General features: G+C 66.5%; 13 protein-coding genes and 1 tRNA gene. 4 read left to right on the forward strand and 10 right to left on the reverse strand.

The window, feature by feature from the left end:
• The first annotated feature begins 20 nt into the window (after window positions 1-20).
• Window positions 21-770 carry a flagellar motor protein gene (locus PQU89_RS16165; RefSeq protein ID WP_047966182.1) on the forward strand — a complete coding sequence of 250 codons (750 nt, stop codon included), beginning with the start codon at window positions 21-23 and terminating at the stop codon, window positions 768-770.
• A 128-nt stretch (window positions 771-898) separates the two neighbouring features.
• Here PQU89_RS16165 and PQU89_RS16170 read toward each other — a convergent pair whose 3' ends face one another.
• The 9 genes from PQU89_RS16170 to PQU89_RS16210 form a co-directional block, all read right to left on the reverse strand.
• Window positions 899-2,095, reverse strand: a complete 1,197-nt coding sequence (locus PQU89_RS16170; RefSeq protein ID WP_189353228.1) for a tryptophan--tRNA ligase — start codon at window positions 2,093-2,095, stop codon at window positions 899-901.
• 34 nt (window positions 2,096-2,129) lie between these two features.
• On the reverse strand, window positions 2,130-2,768 hold the full coding sequence (locus PQU89_RS16175; RefSeq protein WP_272766699.1) for a site-2 protease family protein: 639 nt from the start codon (window positions 2,766-2,768) through the stop codon (window positions 2,130-2,132).
• 18 nt (window positions 2,769-2,786) lie between these two features.
• Complete coding sequence (locus PQU89_RS16180) at window positions 2,787-3,407, reverse strand: L-threonylcarbamoyladenylate synthase (RefSeq protein ID WP_272766700.1); 621 nt, start codon at window positions 3,405-3,407, stop codon at window positions 2,787-2,789.
• Window positions 3,408-3,410: 3 nt separating this feature from the next.
• Window positions 3,411-4,283, reverse strand: a complete 873-nt coding sequence (locus tag PQU89_RS16185) for a 3',5'-nucleoside bisphosphate phosphatase (RefSeq protein WP_272766701.1) — start codon at window positions 4,281-4,283, stop codon at window positions 3,411-3,413.
• 1 nt (window position 4,284) lies between these two features.
• Window positions 4,285-4,470, reverse strand: coding sequence for an oxidoreductase-like domain-containing protein (locus PQU89_RS16190; RefSeq protein WP_272766760.1), 186 nt, complete (start codon window positions 4,468-4,470; stop codon window positions 4,285-4,287).
• Window positions 4,471-4,475: 5 nt separating this feature from the next.
• The gene (locus tag PQU89_RS16195; RefSeq protein WP_120812230.1) at window positions 4,476-4,691 is read right to left on the reverse strand and encodes an RNA-binding S4 domain-containing protein; all 216 of its coding nucleotides are present in this window, start codon (window positions 4,689-4,691) and stop codon (window positions 4,476-4,478) included.
• A gap of 201 nt (window positions 4,692-4,892) precedes the next feature.
• Window positions 4,893-5,453, reverse strand: a complete 561-nt coding sequence (locus tag PQU89_RS16200; RefSeq protein WP_272766702.1) for an AAA family ATPase — start codon at window positions 5,451-5,453, stop codon at window positions 4,893-4,895.
• A gap of 260 nt (window positions 5,454-5,713) precedes the next feature.
• The gene (locus PQU89_RS16205; protein ID WP_272766703.1) at window positions 5,714-6,712 is read right to left on the reverse strand and encodes an asparaginase; all 999 of its coding nucleotides are present in this window, start codon (window positions 6,710-6,712) and stop codon (window positions 5,714-5,716) included.
• A gap of 107 nt (window positions 6,713-6,819) precedes the next feature.
• Entirely contained in the window at window positions 6,820-8,142 is a 1,323-nt protein-coding gene (locus PQU89_RS16210) for a sodium-dependent transporter (protein ID WP_272766704.1), read from the reverse strand.
• A 398-nt stretch (window positions 8,143-8,540) separates the two neighbouring features.
• Here PQU89_RS16210 and PQU89_RS16215 point away from each other — a divergent pair.
• Window positions 8,541-8,614, forward strand: a tRNA-Gly gene (locus tag PQU89_RS16215).
• A 41-nt stretch (window positions 8,615-8,655) separates the two neighbouring features.
• Window positions 8,656-10,830, forward strand: coding sequence for an AsmA family protein (locus tag PQU89_RS16220; RefSeq protein ID WP_272766705.1), 2,175 nt, complete (start codon window positions 8,656-8,658; stop codon window positions 10,828-10,830).
• Window positions 10,831-11,140: 310 nt separating this feature from the next.
• On the opposite strand, the gene PQU89_RS16225 is transcribed toward PQU89_RS16220, so the two are convergent.
• Window positions 11,141-13,108: a monovalent cation:proton antiporter family protein gene (locus PQU89_RS16225; protein ID WP_272766706.1), complete on the reverse strand. Its 1,968-nt coding sequence runs from the start codon at window positions 13,106-13,108 to the stop codon at window positions 11,141-11,143.
• Window positions 13,109-13,206: 98 nt separating this feature from the next.
• Here PQU89_RS16225 and PQU89_RS16230 point away from each other — a divergent pair, with 98 nt between their 5' ends.
• Complete coding sequence (locus PQU89_RS16230) at window positions 13,207-14,187, forward strand: KpsF/GutQ family sugar-phosphate isomerase (protein ID WP_272758856.1); 981 nt, start codon at window positions 13,207-13,209, stop codon at window positions 14,185-14,187.
• The last annotated feature ends 2 nt before the right edge of the window (window positions 14,188-14,189 follow it).

Genomic DNA, 14,189 nt, shown 5'->3' on the forward strand with positions numbered 1-14,189 from the left:
GCGTACGGAAACCATAACCTGTGGATAAAATCAGCCTCATAGCCATCATCGGCGGCCTGACCGCCATTCTGGCCGGACAAGCACTGGAAGGCGGCCATATCGGCTCGCTGATCCAGGTCACCGCCTTCATGATCGTCATCGGCGGCACCTTCAGCGCGGTGATGCTGCAGTCGACGCCGAAGCAGTTCCTCACCGGCCTGCGCATGGCCGGCTGGGTGCTGCGCCCGCCGGTGCACGACCAGGAAAAGCTGATCCGCGACCTGGTCAGCTGGAGCCAGGCGGCACGCCGCGGCGGCCTGCTGTCGCTGGAAGGCTATATCAACAACCAGAAGGACCCGTTCGTGCGCAAGGGGCTGCAGATGCTGGTCGACGGCGCCGAGCCGCAGATCATCCGCGACGTGCTGGAAACCGAGATCGGCATCTTCGAGCACGCGCGCAAGCAGGCGGCCAAGATCTGGGAGTCCGCTGGCGGCTACGCGCCGACGATGGGCATTCTCGGCGCGGTGCTGGGCCTGATCCACGTAATGGAAAACCTGTCCGATCCGTCCAAGCTCGGCGGCGGCATCGCGGTGGCCTTCGTCGCCACCGTGTACGGTGTCGGCATCGCCAACCTGTTCCTGCTGCCGATCGCCAACAAGCTGAAAAACCTGATCAGCCTGGAGGTCAATCTCAAGGAGCTGACGCTGGAAGGCCTGATCGCCATCGCCAATGGCGAGAACCCGCGCATCATCGAGGCCCGCCTGCGCAGCTTCCTCGGCCTCAACGACTGAGGCACCCCGCCCACGGCCTTGCGGCCAACCTTGTGCCGCATGGCAGACAAAAACCCCCGCCAGCGGCTGCCAGCGGGGGTTTTGCCTTGCAAGGTTGGCCGCAACAGCGGCCAGTCCGGGTATGGCGCTCAGTAGCCCAGGCCCATCGCCTCGCGCACTTCCTTCATCGTCTCGCGCGCCACCAGTTCCGCCTTGTGGCAGCCCTCGAACACGATCTCCTTGACCAGATTCGGGTTGGCCAGGTACTTCTCGGCGCGTTCGAACATCGGCTGCTGCTCGCGCACCACCGCCTCGATCACCGGCTGCTTGCACTCCAGGCAGCCGATGCCGGCGCTGGTACAGCCGGCCTTCACCCACTGCTTGGTATCGTCGCCGCTGTACACCTCGTGCAGTTGCCACACCGGGCACTTGTCCGGATTGCCGGCGTCGGTGCGGCGCACGCGGGCCGGGTCGGTCGGCATCGCGCGGATCTTCTTGCTGACCTCTTCCGGCGTCTCGCGCATGGTGATGGTGTTCTTGTACGACTTGGACATCTTGTTGCCGTCCAGCCCCGGCATCTTCGACGCCGCGGTCAGCAGGGCCTCGCTCTCCGGCAGGATGATCTTGCCCTTGTTTTCCAGATAGCCCTGCAGCCGCTCGCGGTCGCTGTTGCCCAGGTTCTGGCTGGCGGCTAGCAGCTCGCGCGCCGCCAGCAGCGCCTCGCCGTCGCCGTCCTGCAGGTAGCGGGTACGCAGCTGCTCGAACTGCTTGCCGGCCTTGCCGATCTTCTTCACCGCCGCGCGCGCCAGCTCCTCGAAGTTCGGCTCGCGGCCGTACAGGTTATTGAAGCGGCGCGCCACTTCGCGCGTCAGCTCGATGTGCGGCACCTGGTCTTCGCCGACCGGCACCAGCCCGGCCTTGTACACCAGGATGTCGGCGGCCTGCAGCAGCGGATAGCCGAGGAAGCCGTAGGTGGCCAGATCCTTGTGGTTCAGCTTGTCCATCTGGTCCTTGTAGGTCGGCACCCGTTCCAGCCAGCCCAGCGGCGTCACCATCGACAGCGCCAGGTGCAGCTCGGCGTGCTGCGGCACCTTGGACTGGATGAAGATGGTGGCCTGCTCCGGATCGACACCCGAGGCCAGCCAGTCGATCACCATTTCCCAGATCGACTTCTCGATGATGGCGACTTCGTCGTAGTTGGTGGTCAGCGCGTGCCAGTCGGCGACCATGAAGTAGCAGTCGTGGCGGGTTTGCAGCTCGACCCAGTTCTTGATCACGCCGTGGTAGTGGCCCAGATGCAGGCTGCCCGTCGGGCGCATGCCGGAAAGAATGCGGTTGGCAAACATGGTGTGTCGGGTTCCGTGAGTGACAGGTTAAGGCTCAGAGCAAAAAGCCGAGCAGCTCGTAAACCATGGTGGTAAAGGGACGCAGGATCGGGGACAGCAGGCCGGTAAACACCAGCGCCAGCAGGATCCACATGCCGTACGGCTCCAGACGCGAGAAGTTGTAGGCCAGCCGGCGCGGCAGCAGGCTCTCCACGATGCGGCCGCCGTCCAGCGGCAGGATGGGCATCAGGTTGAGCACCATCAGCACCACGTTGATGCCGATGCCGGCCTGGCTCATCAGCGCCAGCGGCCGGCTGTAGTCGTTGTCCATCACGATGGCCAGCTTGAGCAGCAGCACCCACAGGATCGCCATCAGCAGGTTGGCCGCAGGCCCGGCGGCGGCGACCCAACGCATGCCGACACGCGGATTGCGCAGCGCGCCGAAATTGACCGGCACCGGCTTGGCCCAGCCGAACAGGAAACCCCCGATCACCAGCGACAGCAGCGGCAGCAGCACGGTGCCGACCGGGTCGATGTGTTTCAGCGGGTTGAGCGTCATGCGCCCCATCATGTAGGCGGTGGCGTCGCCAAAGCGCTTGGCGGCGTAGGCGTGGGCGGCTTCGTGCAGGGTGATCGCCAGCAGCACCGGCAGTGCGTAGATGGCGATCTTCTGGATCAGGTTCAGTTCTTCCAAGAGGGTTTCCTTGTCGGGTTACAGGCCCAGCAGTGCCGGGTCGCCCTTGCCGCGGCGGATCAGCTCGATGCCGTCGGTCATGTCGATCACGGTGGTCGGCTCGGTACCGCACCAGCCACCATCGATCACCAGATCGACCAGATGTTCCAGCCGCTCGCGGATTTCGTAGGGATCGGTCAGCGCCTCGGCGTCACCGGGCAGCAGCAGGGTACAGGACAGGATAGGCTCGCCCAGTTCCGCCAGCAGCGCCAGCGTCACCGGATGGTCCGGCACGCGCAGGCCGATGGTGGCGCGCTTGGGGTGCAGCGTGCGCTTGGGCACCTCGCGGCTGGCCTGCAGGATGAAGGTGAAGCTGCCCGGCGTCGCCGCCTTCAGCTGGCGGAACTGCGCATTGTCCACCCGCGCGTAGTTGGCCAGCGCCGACAGGTCGGCGCAGACCAGGGTCAGGTGGTGCTTGAGGTCGAGCTGGCGGATGGCCAGCAGCCGCTCCATCGCCTTCTTGTCGCCGAGGTGGCAGCCCAGCGCGTAACAGGAGTCGGTGGGATATACCACCACCCCGCCCTCGCGGATGATCTTGGCCGCCTCGCGGATCAGCCGCGCCTGCGGCGTTTCCGGGTGGATCATGAAAAATTGCGACATCGGCTACTCCTCAACGTTGGCCGCAGCGCGGTGGATGCGTGGCGCCAGCGCCTGCCAGATCGGCTGGCAGATCGGCGGCAGGTCAGTGGTGCTGCCGACATCACGGCCGCCCTCGCCGGGGGCGTGGAAATCGCTGCCGGCACTGGCGTACAGGCCGTGCTTCTGCGCCACCAGCGCGAAGCGCAGCATGTCGTCCAGGCTGTGGCTGCCGCTGACCACTTCCAGCGCCTCGCCGCCGGCGGCCTTGAAATCGGTCACCAGCCGCTCGATCAGGGTGCGGCCCATGTCGTAGCGGCCGGGATGGGCGATCACCGCCATGCCGCCGGCGCCGCGGATCCAGCCGACCGCGTCTTCCAGCGTCGCCCACTCGTGCGCCACGTAACCGGGCTTGCCGGTGGTCAGGTATTTGCGGAACACGCTCTTGACATCCTTCACCTCGCCGCTTTGCACCAGGTAGCGGGCAAAGTGGGTGCGGCCGATCATCTCCGGATTGGCCGCCAGCCGCATCGCGCCGTCGAAGACGCCGGGAATGCCGATCTTGGCCAGCGATTCACCCATCTGCCGCGCGCGCTCGACGCGGCCGTCGCGGATAGACTGCAGGCCGGCGCGCAGCGCCGCGTTGTCCGGGTCGATGCCGAGGCCGAGGATGTGCACGGTGTGACGCTCGTTCCACGTCACCGACACCTCGACACCGTCGAGGAAATCGACACCGGCGGCCAGCGCCGCGGCGCGTGCCTCGGCGAGGCCAGCGGTGCAGTCGTGGTCGGTCAGCGCCAGCAGGCTGGCCTCGCGTGCCGCGGCGCGCCGGATCACCTCTGCCGGCAGCAGGCCGCCGTCGGAGGCGGTGGAATGAAAGTGCAGGTCGATGCTCGCCATGTCAGTTACCGGGCTTGGCCGCCTGGCGTGCCGCTTCGCGCGCCTGCCAGTCCGCCAGTTGGCGGCGGTAGAGCTGCACCGCCGCATTGTAGGTGTCCCACACGCAGGGATCGCAGCCGCTGCCGCAGCACATGTCGTCGCCCGGTGCTTCCGGTGCCTCCGGCATCGGGTCGAACACGTCGTCCATCACGCTCACGCCGCGATCACCTTGATCTCGAAGCCGTCGCCGGATACCACCTGCCCGGCGCGGATCTTGTTGGTCTTGCGCAGCTCGACCTGGCCGTCGACCAGCACATTGCCCTCGGCAATGAACTGCTTGGCGATGCCGCCGGTCTCCATGATGCCGGTGGTCTTGAGCAAATCACACAACGCGATGTATTCACCGCGCAATTCAAAGATTTCGTTCATGTTCTGCACACTGTCTTTTGACAGCCTTGTGAGTGGCCTGTGCATAAGCGGCACAAGCCATTGATCAAATTAGCCATTTTCACGTTGCCCATTTTTTGGGCAATCACGCCGGACTTTCCACACCACGACGGGACAGGGCTGTTGAGTGGCTGTGGACAAGCGTCACAAGCTCCTGATCAGACAGGGAAAAGTCGCGGCTGTTCAAAAATTGGGCAGCTGCGGCAGCCACTGCTGCAGCGCGCGCCACGCTGCGGCCAACCTTGCCTGCCGCGTCCCGGCCAGCAGCAGCGGCGTGACGCCGGCGTCGACCAGCGCCTGTTGATACAGGCCGAACAGCCAGTCGCGCTGCTGCGGATGGCTGCGCAACGGGTCCGCCTGCCACGGGATGTCGGGACAGGCCAGCAGCGTCAGCGCGTAGTCCTGCGGCCTGTCCAGCGCCAGCAGCGCCGGCTCGGCGGCGCCGAACGCCACCTCGGCCCAGATGCGGCAGGTCAGCACCGTGGTGTCGCACAGCAGCACTTGGGCACCCGCAGCCGCCGCGGCAGCTTCGGCCGCCAGCTGGCCACGAGCGATCGCCAGGATGTCGGCGGGGCTGACGTGGTAGGCGCGCGCGGCGTAATACTCGCGCGCGTACTCCGGCACCCACGCGGCGGCGATGCCCTGCGCCTGCAAGGCGGCGCACAGCTCGGCGGCCAGCGTGCTCTTGCCACAGCACTCCGGCCCGACAATGGCAAGCCGCAACGGCACGGGATAAGTCGGCAACATAAGCTGCCATTATACGCTGTGCACCGGCCGCACGGAAAACGCCCACACGCTGCGGGGACAGCAGTGTGGGCGGCATGTGTACGCGCTGTGGAAAACTGTGCTAACTGACTGATGGCAAAGGGCAAGCCGCGCGCTGCACAAAAAACAGGCAACGGCGGCGTTTTACCCACGGCCGGACTGCATAGCGCTGTGGGCGGCCTGTGGACAAGCCGCACAAGCCCTTGATGCGGCAGGCAGAAAAAGCCGGCGCCTGTTTTTTAGGCAGCCGGCGTCAGCTCGCCGCGGCAGTCTTCCGCCAGTTGCGCACGCACCTGCGCCGGACTCAGCGACTGCGACAGCAGCCACAGCAGCTTGGCCTGCGCCGCCTCCGGCGTCATGTCGCCACCGGCGACCGCGCCGGCCTGCGCCAGCGGCTGGCTGGCGGCATAGGCACCGACCGCCACCGCACCGCGCACGCACTGCGTCAGGTTCAGCACCACGCAGCCCCTGGCGCTGGCGGCCTGCACGCCGGCCAGCAATTCGGCATCGGCCGGCGTGTTGCCGTTGCCGTAGCTGAGCAGGATCGCCGCGTCGGGCGTGTCCTGCGCCAGCCAGCGACCAAACGCCGCCGCCATCGCGCCGGGCAGCAGCATGCCGCAGCGGATGTCGGGGCTGGCCGGCAGCTGCGGCCGGAACGGGCCGCTGGCCTGGCGCCAGCTGGCGCGATGCCACTGCGGCTGGATGCCGAATTGCGCCAGCGGCGGTGCATTGGGGCTGTCGAAGCCGGCAAAGCTGGCGGCATCCAGCTTGCGCGCGCGCACGCCGCGCAGCAGCAGGCGGTTGAAGCTGATCGCCACCTCGTGCAGCTCGCTCTGGCAGGCGGCCTCGATGGCGTCGGCAAGATTGCCCCAGCCGTCGCTGCGCGGGTGCACCAGCGGCAGCTGCGAGCCGGTGACCACCACCGGCTTGGCCAGCCCCTGCAGGCAGAACGCCAGCACGCTGGCGGTATAGGCCATGGTGTCGGTGCCGTGGATCACCACGAATCCGTCGAAGGCGTCATGGTTGGCCGCGATGTCGGCCACCAGCCGCTGCCAGTCGGACAGCGTGATCGCCGACGAGTCCAGCAGCGGCGCGTATTCGCGCACCTCCCAGCTCACCCCGTCGCGCGCCAGCCGCGCCAGCTGTTGCGGCAGGAAGCCGGGCACCGGCGCCAGCCCCTCTGGGGTGTGGTCCATGCCGATGGTGCCGCCGGTATAGAGAATGAGCAGTCGCTTCATCACAGGTACTCCTGACAACAATGACTAAATGATAGGCGTCGCCCGCGATGGCGGGCAGACGGAAAAACGGCGTGGCTCCGAGCCGGAGGCCACGCCGCAGGTGACGGTTACAGATTGTGCACCAGGATACCGGCAATCAGCGCCGGCGCCACGTAGCGGCAGAAGCCGCGCATCGCCCGCAGCCAGGCCGGCACCCGTGCGCCGCCGGACAGCTCGGCCTCGATCACCGGCCACACCTTCCAGCCGACGAAGATCGCCAGCAGCACCTCGCCCACCGGCATCAGCAGCTTGGAGGTAAGGAAGTCGAGCAGGTCGAAGAAGCCGAGGCCGAACACGGTGTACTCGCTCCAGATGCCCAGCGACAGCGACGCCGGGATGCCGAGCAGAAACACCAGTAGCGACACGCCCAGCGCCGCCGCCTTGCGGCCAACCTTGAACTCGTCGATCACGAAGCTGACCACCACCTCCAGCAGCGACACCGACGAGGTCAGCGCCGCCACCAACAGCAGGAAGAAGAACAGCACCGCAAACAGCTGGCCGCCCACCATCTGCGCGAACACCGCCGGCATGGTAACGAAGGTCAGCCCCGGGCCGGTAGACGGATCGAAACCGAAGGCGAACACCGCCGGCAGCACCATCAGGCCGGCAAGGAAGCAGGTCAGCACCGTCAGCGCGATCACCCACAGCGAGGAGCTGAGCAGGTTGGCCTCCTTATCGACATAGGAGCCGTAGGTAATCATGATGCCCATGCCCAGCGACAGCGAGAAGAACGCCAGCCCCATGGCATCGACCAGCATGGTGCCGGTGACCTTGGAGAAGTCCGGGGTCAGGAAGTACAGCAGCCCGTCCACCGCGCCCGGCAGGGTCAGCGCGCGCGCGATCAGCACCAGCATCAGCACGAACAGCGCCGGCATCAAGAATTTCGACAGGTTCTCGATGCCCTTCTGCACGCCGCCGATCACCACCGCCAGCGTCAGGCCGGCAAACAGCCCGTGATACAGCAGCGGCTGCGCCGGATCGGTGATGAAACCGTTGAAGATATTGCCCAGCGCCTTGGCGTCGGAGGTAAGGATCTCGCCGCCGAAGGACTTGCCGATATAGGCGATGGTCCAACCACCGACCACGCTGTAGAAGGAGTAGATCAAAAAGCACACCAGCACGCCGACGAAACCGACCAGCGGCCAGCGGCCGCCGCGCAGGTCGCGGAAGGAGCCGACCGCGCTGTTGCCGGCGGCACGGCCGAGTGCCATTTCGCCCAGCATCAGTGCCAGGCCGACACTGAGGCAGATCAGGAAGTAAATCAGCAGGAACGCCCCGCCGCCGTTGGTGGCGGCCACGTAGGGGAATTTCCAGATTGCGCCCAGGCCGATGGCCGAGCCGGTTGCTGCCAGGATGAAACCGAGGCGCGAGCCCCATTGAGATCTAGCCATACATCACTTCTTTTCAAAAACGGAACGAAAACCGCCGGCGGGTAGCCGGCTGCGCAAGAAACCGCCGGGTCGGTGAACCGGGCGGCTCGTCTGGCGCTCGTTGCAGCCGCCGGCCGGCATGATTGCTGCCGGTTGGCGGATGACTGCAGCCGGGTAGGCTGTCCGTTGCAGGCCAGGCAGGCGCAGTACCGGTTGACTGCGCGCCGCCGCCCGCTCAGGAAAGAACGCATGGCCTTGTCAGAAAGCCACGACCGCCCGCGGCCATGTCGGCAGGGGCGGCCCTGTATACGGGATACAATCGGCGAAAATACCATGTCTGGCGATGCAGGGGAACCGCTGGCGGCCACGGCTGCGTTGCAAGGCGCACCCGCTATGCGTATACTCTGCGCTCGCCTTGTGCGGGTGTAGCTCAATGGTAGAGCAGAAGCTTCCCAAGCTTACGACGAGGGTTCGATTCCCTTCACCCGCTCCATGACCGCCCTCCCCCTTTGACCGTCCCAGAACCGCACGCCCATGAACTGGAACTCCGGCCGGCTATGGCTCAAAATCTCCGTCTATACGCTGCTGACACTGGGCATCCTGTTCGTTGCCATCCTGACGCTGTTCTTTACCCGTTTTGACGCCGACAGCGCGCGCCGCAACCTGGAGCGTTCGCTGGCCGACAGTGGCCGCACGCTGAGCATAGGCGGCACCATTTCGCCGATGCTGTTGCCGTCGCCGGGGCTGGAAATCAGCGAGGTGCGCGTCAGCGAACAGGACGGCAAGACCGCGTTTGCCCACGTCGCGCAGATCGAGGCACGGCTGGCGTGGCTGCCGCTGCTGTTCGGCCGCCTGGAAATCACCCATGTCGCGCTGCACGACGCGCAGCTGACCGTGGTGCGGCAGACCGACGGCAGCCTCAACTTTGCCGACCTGCTGCGCAGCCGCCCGTCGAGCAAGTTCATGTTCAACCTCGATTCGCTGGCCATCAACGGCACCCGCCTGGAATACCAGGACCGCGTCAACGGCCAGCTGCTGAAACTGGAGGACGCCAGCCTGCTGGCCGACGAGCTGCGCGCCAATGCGCAGATGGCGTTCGGCGGCCGCCTGCAAAGCGGCGGCCGGCTGGTGAACCTATCGCTGACCGCACCGTTCACCCGCAACGACGACCAGATCGACATTCCGCAATTCAGCGCCACCGCCATCAGCAGCAGCGAAGAGCTGGGCGAGATCCGCGCCAACGCCAGCGGCAAGCTGCAGCTGAACCTGGCCACGCTGCTGGCACAGGGCGAAACGCTGAAGGTCGCCATCGACACCACCAAGCCGAGCAGCCACAGCGAGATCCTGATCCCCACCGTCAGCGCCAGCCTCAGCGAACTGAGCACGCCGGCGGCCAGCCTCAGCGGCAACATCAGCTACCAGCGCACGCAATACCGTTTCAGCAGCCGGCTGGCGCAGCTGCAGCTCAACCAAAACGGCCTGTTCGCCGCCAGCAGCAATAACGACTTCTCGTGGAGCGTCGGCCCACACTCGCTGAACATGGTGGTGCAGGCACCGTTGAAGCTGGCCCAGTTCAGCCTGCTCAGCATGAGCCCGCTGACGCTGTCGGCACACCTGAAGACGCCGGAACTGCCGCGCGGCCAACTGCGCGCCACGCTGCAGGGCGCGCTGGAAGGCGACCTCGCCGACAGCCGCCTCAACCTGCGCGTCAGCGGCGAGCTGGACGGCGCCAAGCTCGCCTCCACCATCACCCAGTACGGCTTTGTCGCGCCGCGCCACGAGGCGACGCTGTCGATCGGCAAGCTCGACCTCAACCGCTACCTGCCGGAACAGAAGGCGGAGCAGGCGGTGGCGCTGTTCCAGAACGACAAGCCGTTCCGTCTCGACTGGATGGACTTCATCAATGTGCAGGGCAAGCTTGCCATCGGCGAGCTGGCGGTCGGCAATTTCCGCGTCAACGGCATCAACGCCGACGTCACCGGCACCCCGCAGCAGCTGCAGCTGGACAACCTCACCGCCGACATCTACGAAGGCCACCTCACCGGCCGCGCCACGCTGTTCCGCGAGCGCATCCCGCGCCTGACGCTGCAGCAGGAGCTGACCGGGATGCAGATCCGGCCACTGATGCTGGACCTGTTCGCCTTCAGCCGCATCGAAGGCAGCGGCAACGGCTGGGTGCAGCTGGAGGCGAGGGGGCAATCGCTGCAGGCACTGCGCAACACTCTCAACGGCAAGGTCGCCGCGCGACTGGAACGCGGCGCGCTGACCGGCATCGACCTCGTCGCCGCGCTGCGCGACCTGCCCGGCGAGAGCGAACGCTGGAACGGCCCGGTCAGCACCGCGCCGGACCAAAAGACCACCTTCTCCGCGCTGTCGGCACAGTTCGAGCTGCAGGACGGCGTGGCGCGCAACCAGGACATGAAGCTGGCGTCGTCGCTGGTCAATGTCCGCGGCAGCGGCAAGTTCGACCTGACGCAGAGCATCATCGACTACACGCTGGACGTGCAGGCCAACCCCAGCGCCTTCGCCAAGCTGGGCGGCATCAGCATCCCGCTGAAGATCACCGGCCCGCTGCAGCAGCCAGTGTACTCGCTGGACTTCAACGCCATGGTCAAGGGCAAGAAAACCGAAGGCGAGAAGCAACAGGTGCTGAAGCAGGAACTGGGCAAGCAGATCACCAGCATCCTGCCGGTCAAGCCTTCGCCGTAGTCGCAGCCCGGCACGGAACATTGATTGCGGCCAACCTTGGCATCAAGGTTGGCCGCAGTGCTTTGTACCGCCGACAGGCGAGGCGGTGCTGATACGAGCAGGCCCCGCGTCTGGCACCACGGCCACGGGGTGAACACTGGTGGCCGCAACGGCACGCGGCGGCTGGCGACGCCCAGCAACCGCCCGCGCGCCCTACACACCGCCGCATGTAGCCAGGTCCGACATCGCCATGCCACCGCAGCCCCAAGAAAATGGCGGCCAACCCCGATACCAGGGTTGGCCGCCATCTCCGGCAACGGTCCACACGCCACTAGCCCTGCAGCAGCAGCGCCTCCGCCTGCGCCAGCGCCGCCGGCCGGCCGAGCAGCACCAGCACGTCGCCTTCTTGCAACTCCGAATCCGCCGCCACGTGGGCGAGACGGATATTGCGGCGGCGGATGCCGCGCACCCCGACGCCGAGGCTGTCCAGCTTCACCCCGCCCAGCGGCATGCCGATGGCGTGGGCACCGGCCACCAGCTGCACACTGAGCAGGCGCGGCTGATCGCTGTCGTCGATGCCGTCCAACTCGTCGCTGGCGCCGCGGAAGAAGCCGGTGAACAGGCTGTAGCGCTGTTCGCGCACGGTACGGATGCGGCGCAGCACGCGGCTCATCGGTACTCCCATCACCATCAGTGCGTGCGAGGCCAGCATCAGGCTGCCTTCCATCACCTCGGCCACCACCTCGTCGGCGCCGGCTTCGCGCAGGCGGGTGATGTCGGAGTCGTCGATGGTGCGCACGATCACCGGCAGGTCGCGGCGCAGGTCGTGCACCATGTGGATGATGCGTTCCGAGGCATGGGTATCGGCAAAGGTGATCACCACCGTCTTGGCACGCATCGCGCCGGCCGCCATCAGCACCTCGCGCTTGGCGGCGTCACCGAACACCACCGGGTCCCCCGCCTCGCCGGCCTCGCGCACCCGCTCCGGGTCCATGTCCAGCGCGAAAAAGGAAATACCTTCCGCCTCCAGCAGGCGCGCCAGCGACTGGCCGCTGCGGCCGTAGCCGCAGATGATCACGTGTTCGTCCTTGGCCATGCTCTGCACCAGCACCTGGTGCAGGTCCACCGCCTGCAGCGCCCAGTCCTGCTTGATCAGGCGGCTGCAGATGCGCTCTGCGTGCTGGATCAGGAACGGCGCCACCAGCATCGACAGCACGATCGCCGCCAGCGCCGACTGCTCCACCGGCGACGAGATCAGCCCCAGGTTGCCGGACAGCGCCAGCAGCACGAAGCCGAATTCGCCGCCCTGCGCCAGCGCCAGCGCGCCCTTCAGGCTGTCCTTGGCACGCTGGCCGAACAGTCGCGCCAGCAGGTACACCACCGCCAGCTTCACCGGCAGCAACAGCAGCAGCATCACGCCGATGTCGCCGGCACGGTCGAGCAGCACGCCGATGTCCAGCTTCATGCCGACGGTGACGAAGAAGAAGCCGAGCAGGATGTCGCGGAACGGCTTGATGTCCTCCTCCACCTGGAAGCGGTACTCCGTTTCCGAGATCAGCATGCCGGCGACGAAGGCGCCCAGCGCCAGCGACAGGCCGGCCAGCTGGGTGAGAAAGGCGATGCCCAGCGTCACCAGCAGCACGTTGATGGTGAACAGCTCGCCGGAGCGCTGCCGCGCCACCAGGTGGAACCACGGCCGCATCAGGCGCTGGCCGAACACCAGCAGCAGGCTCATCACCACCACCACCTTGACCAGCGCGAGGCCGAGGTCCATCCACAAGCGGTCAGAGTTGGCCGCAAATGCCGGCAGCAGGATCAGCAGCGGTACTACCGCCAGGTCCTGGAACAGCAGCACACCGATCGCCAGCTGGCCGTGCGGCTGCGCCATTTCCAGCCGCTCCGACAGCAGCTTGCTGACGATGGCCGTCGACGACAGCGCCAGCGCGCCGCCCACGGCAAAGCCGGCCAGCGGGCTGCCGGTCAGCCACCACACGATGGCACCGATCAGGAACAGGGTCAGCAGCACCTGTGCCAGGCCGATGCCGAACACCAGCTGCCGCATCGCCTTCAGCTTGGCCAGCGAGAACTCCAGCCCGATGGAGAACATCATGAACACGATGCCGATTTCCCCGAGGAACTCGGTCTCCTCGCCCTGCGGGATCAGGTTCATCACGCCGGGGCCGGCCATGAAACCGACCACTAGGTAACCCAGCATGGGTGGTACGCGCAGACTGCGGCACGCGGTCACCGCCAGCACGGCGACCAGCAATACCAACACGATGGGAGACAGGGAGTGCATCGAAAAAACGGCTCCAGAAGAGAATTGAATGGCGCTCAAGCAAAACTTGCACCTGCCAGGCAGTGCCCGGCGATTATAAGCTGATATAATTGCGCATTATGAAAAATGACCAAAAACAATCCTGCCTCGCGCTGGCGCGCGACGTCCTCGCCATCGAGGCCGCCGCCATTACCCGGCTGGCGTCGCGGCTGGACGACAGCTTCAGCGCGGCGGTCGCCCTGATCCTGGCCTGCGAAGGCCGCGTGGTGGTCAGCGGCATGGGTAAGTCCGGCCACATCGGCAACAAGATCGCCGCCACACTGGCCAGCACCGGCACGCCGGCGTTTTTCATGCACCCGGCGGAAGCCGCCCACGGCGACCTCGGCATGCTGACCGAACGCGACATCCTGCTGGCGCTGTCCAACTCCGGCGAGAGCGACGAGCTGCTGGCGCTGTTGCCGGCGCTGAAGCGCAAGGGCGTGCCGATCATCGCGCTGACCGGGCGCCCGCAGTCGACCCTGGCGACCGAGGCCAGCATCCACCTCGACGCCGGCGTAGAGAAGGAAGCCTGCCCGCTGGGGCTGGCACCGACCGCCAGCACCACCGCGGCACTGGCACTGGGCGACGCACTGGCGGTGGCGCTGCTCGACGCGCGCGACTTCAAGCCGGAAGACTTTGCGCTGTCGCATCCGGGCGGCAGCCTCGGCCGCAAGCTGCTGGTCCACATCAGCGACCTGATGCACGGCGGCGAGGCGCTGCCGCGGGTCATCAGCGGCAGCAGCCTGAAGGACGCGTTGCTGGAGATGACGCGCAAGGGTCTCGGCATGACCGCGGTCTGCGCCGCCGACGGCCAGCTGCTCGGCATCTTCACCGACGGCGACCTGCGCCGCACGCTGGACAAAAGCCTGGATCTGGCCGGGCTGCGCATCGATGACGTGATGGCACGCCAGCCGCGTACCATCGAGTCACACCGTCTGGCCACCGAAGCGGCCAACGAAATGGAACACCACAAGATCAACGGCCTGCTGGTCACCGACCGCGCCGGCAATCTGGTGGGCGCCCTGAACATGCACGACCTGCTCAAGGCAGGCGTGGTCTGAGA

The sequence above is a fragment of the Vogesella indigofera genome (assembly GCF_028548395.1).
Lineage (GTDB): Bacteria > Pseudomonadota > Gammaproteobacteria > Burkholderiales > Chromobacteriaceae > Vogesella > Vogesella indigofera_A.

Excerpts from the sequence above, each read along its gene's own strand:
- PQU89_RS16190 (WP_272766760.1), bottom strand. The coding sequence starts at position 4,470 with ATGGACGACGTGTTCGACCCGATGCCGGAGGCACCGGAAGCACCGGGC.
- PQU89_RS16185 (WP_272766701.1), bottom strand. The coding sequence starts at position 4,283 with ATGGCGAGCATCGACCTGCACTTTCATTCCACCGCCTCCGACGGCGGC.
- PQU89_RS16220 (WP_272766705.1), top strand. The coding sequence starts at position 8,656 with ATGAACTGGAACTCCGGCCGGCTATGGCTCAAAATCTCCGTCTATACG.
- PQU89_RS16205 (WP_272766703.1), bottom strand. The coding sequence starts at position 6,712 with ATGAAGCGACTGCTCATTCTCTATACCGGCGGCACCATCGGCATGGAC.
- PQU89_RS16230 (WP_272758856.1), top strand. The coding sequence starts at position 13,207 with ATGAAAAATGACCAAAAACAATCCTGCCTCGCGCTGGCGCGCGACGTC.
- PQU89_RS16170 (WP_189353228.1), bottom strand. The coding sequence starts at position 2,095 with ATGTTTGCCAACCGCATTCTTTCCGGCATGCGCCCGACGGGCAGCCTG.
- PQU89_RS16225 (WP_272766706.1), bottom strand. The coding sequence starts at position 13,108 with ATGCACTCCCTGTCTCCCATCGTGTTGGTATTGCTGGTCGCCGTGCTG.
- PQU89_RS16180 (WP_272766700.1), bottom strand. The coding sequence starts at position 3,407 with ATGTCGCAATTTTTCATGATCCACCCGGAAACGCCGCAGGCGCGGCTG.
- PQU89_RS16210 (WP_272766704.1), bottom strand. The coding sequence starts at position 8,142 with ATGGCTAGATCTCAATGGGGCTCGCGCCTCGGTTTCATCCTGGCAGCA.
- PQU89_RS16195 (WP_120812230.1), bottom strand. The coding sequence starts at position 4,691 with ATGAACGAAATCTTTGAATTGCGCGGTGAATACATCGCGTTGTGTGAT.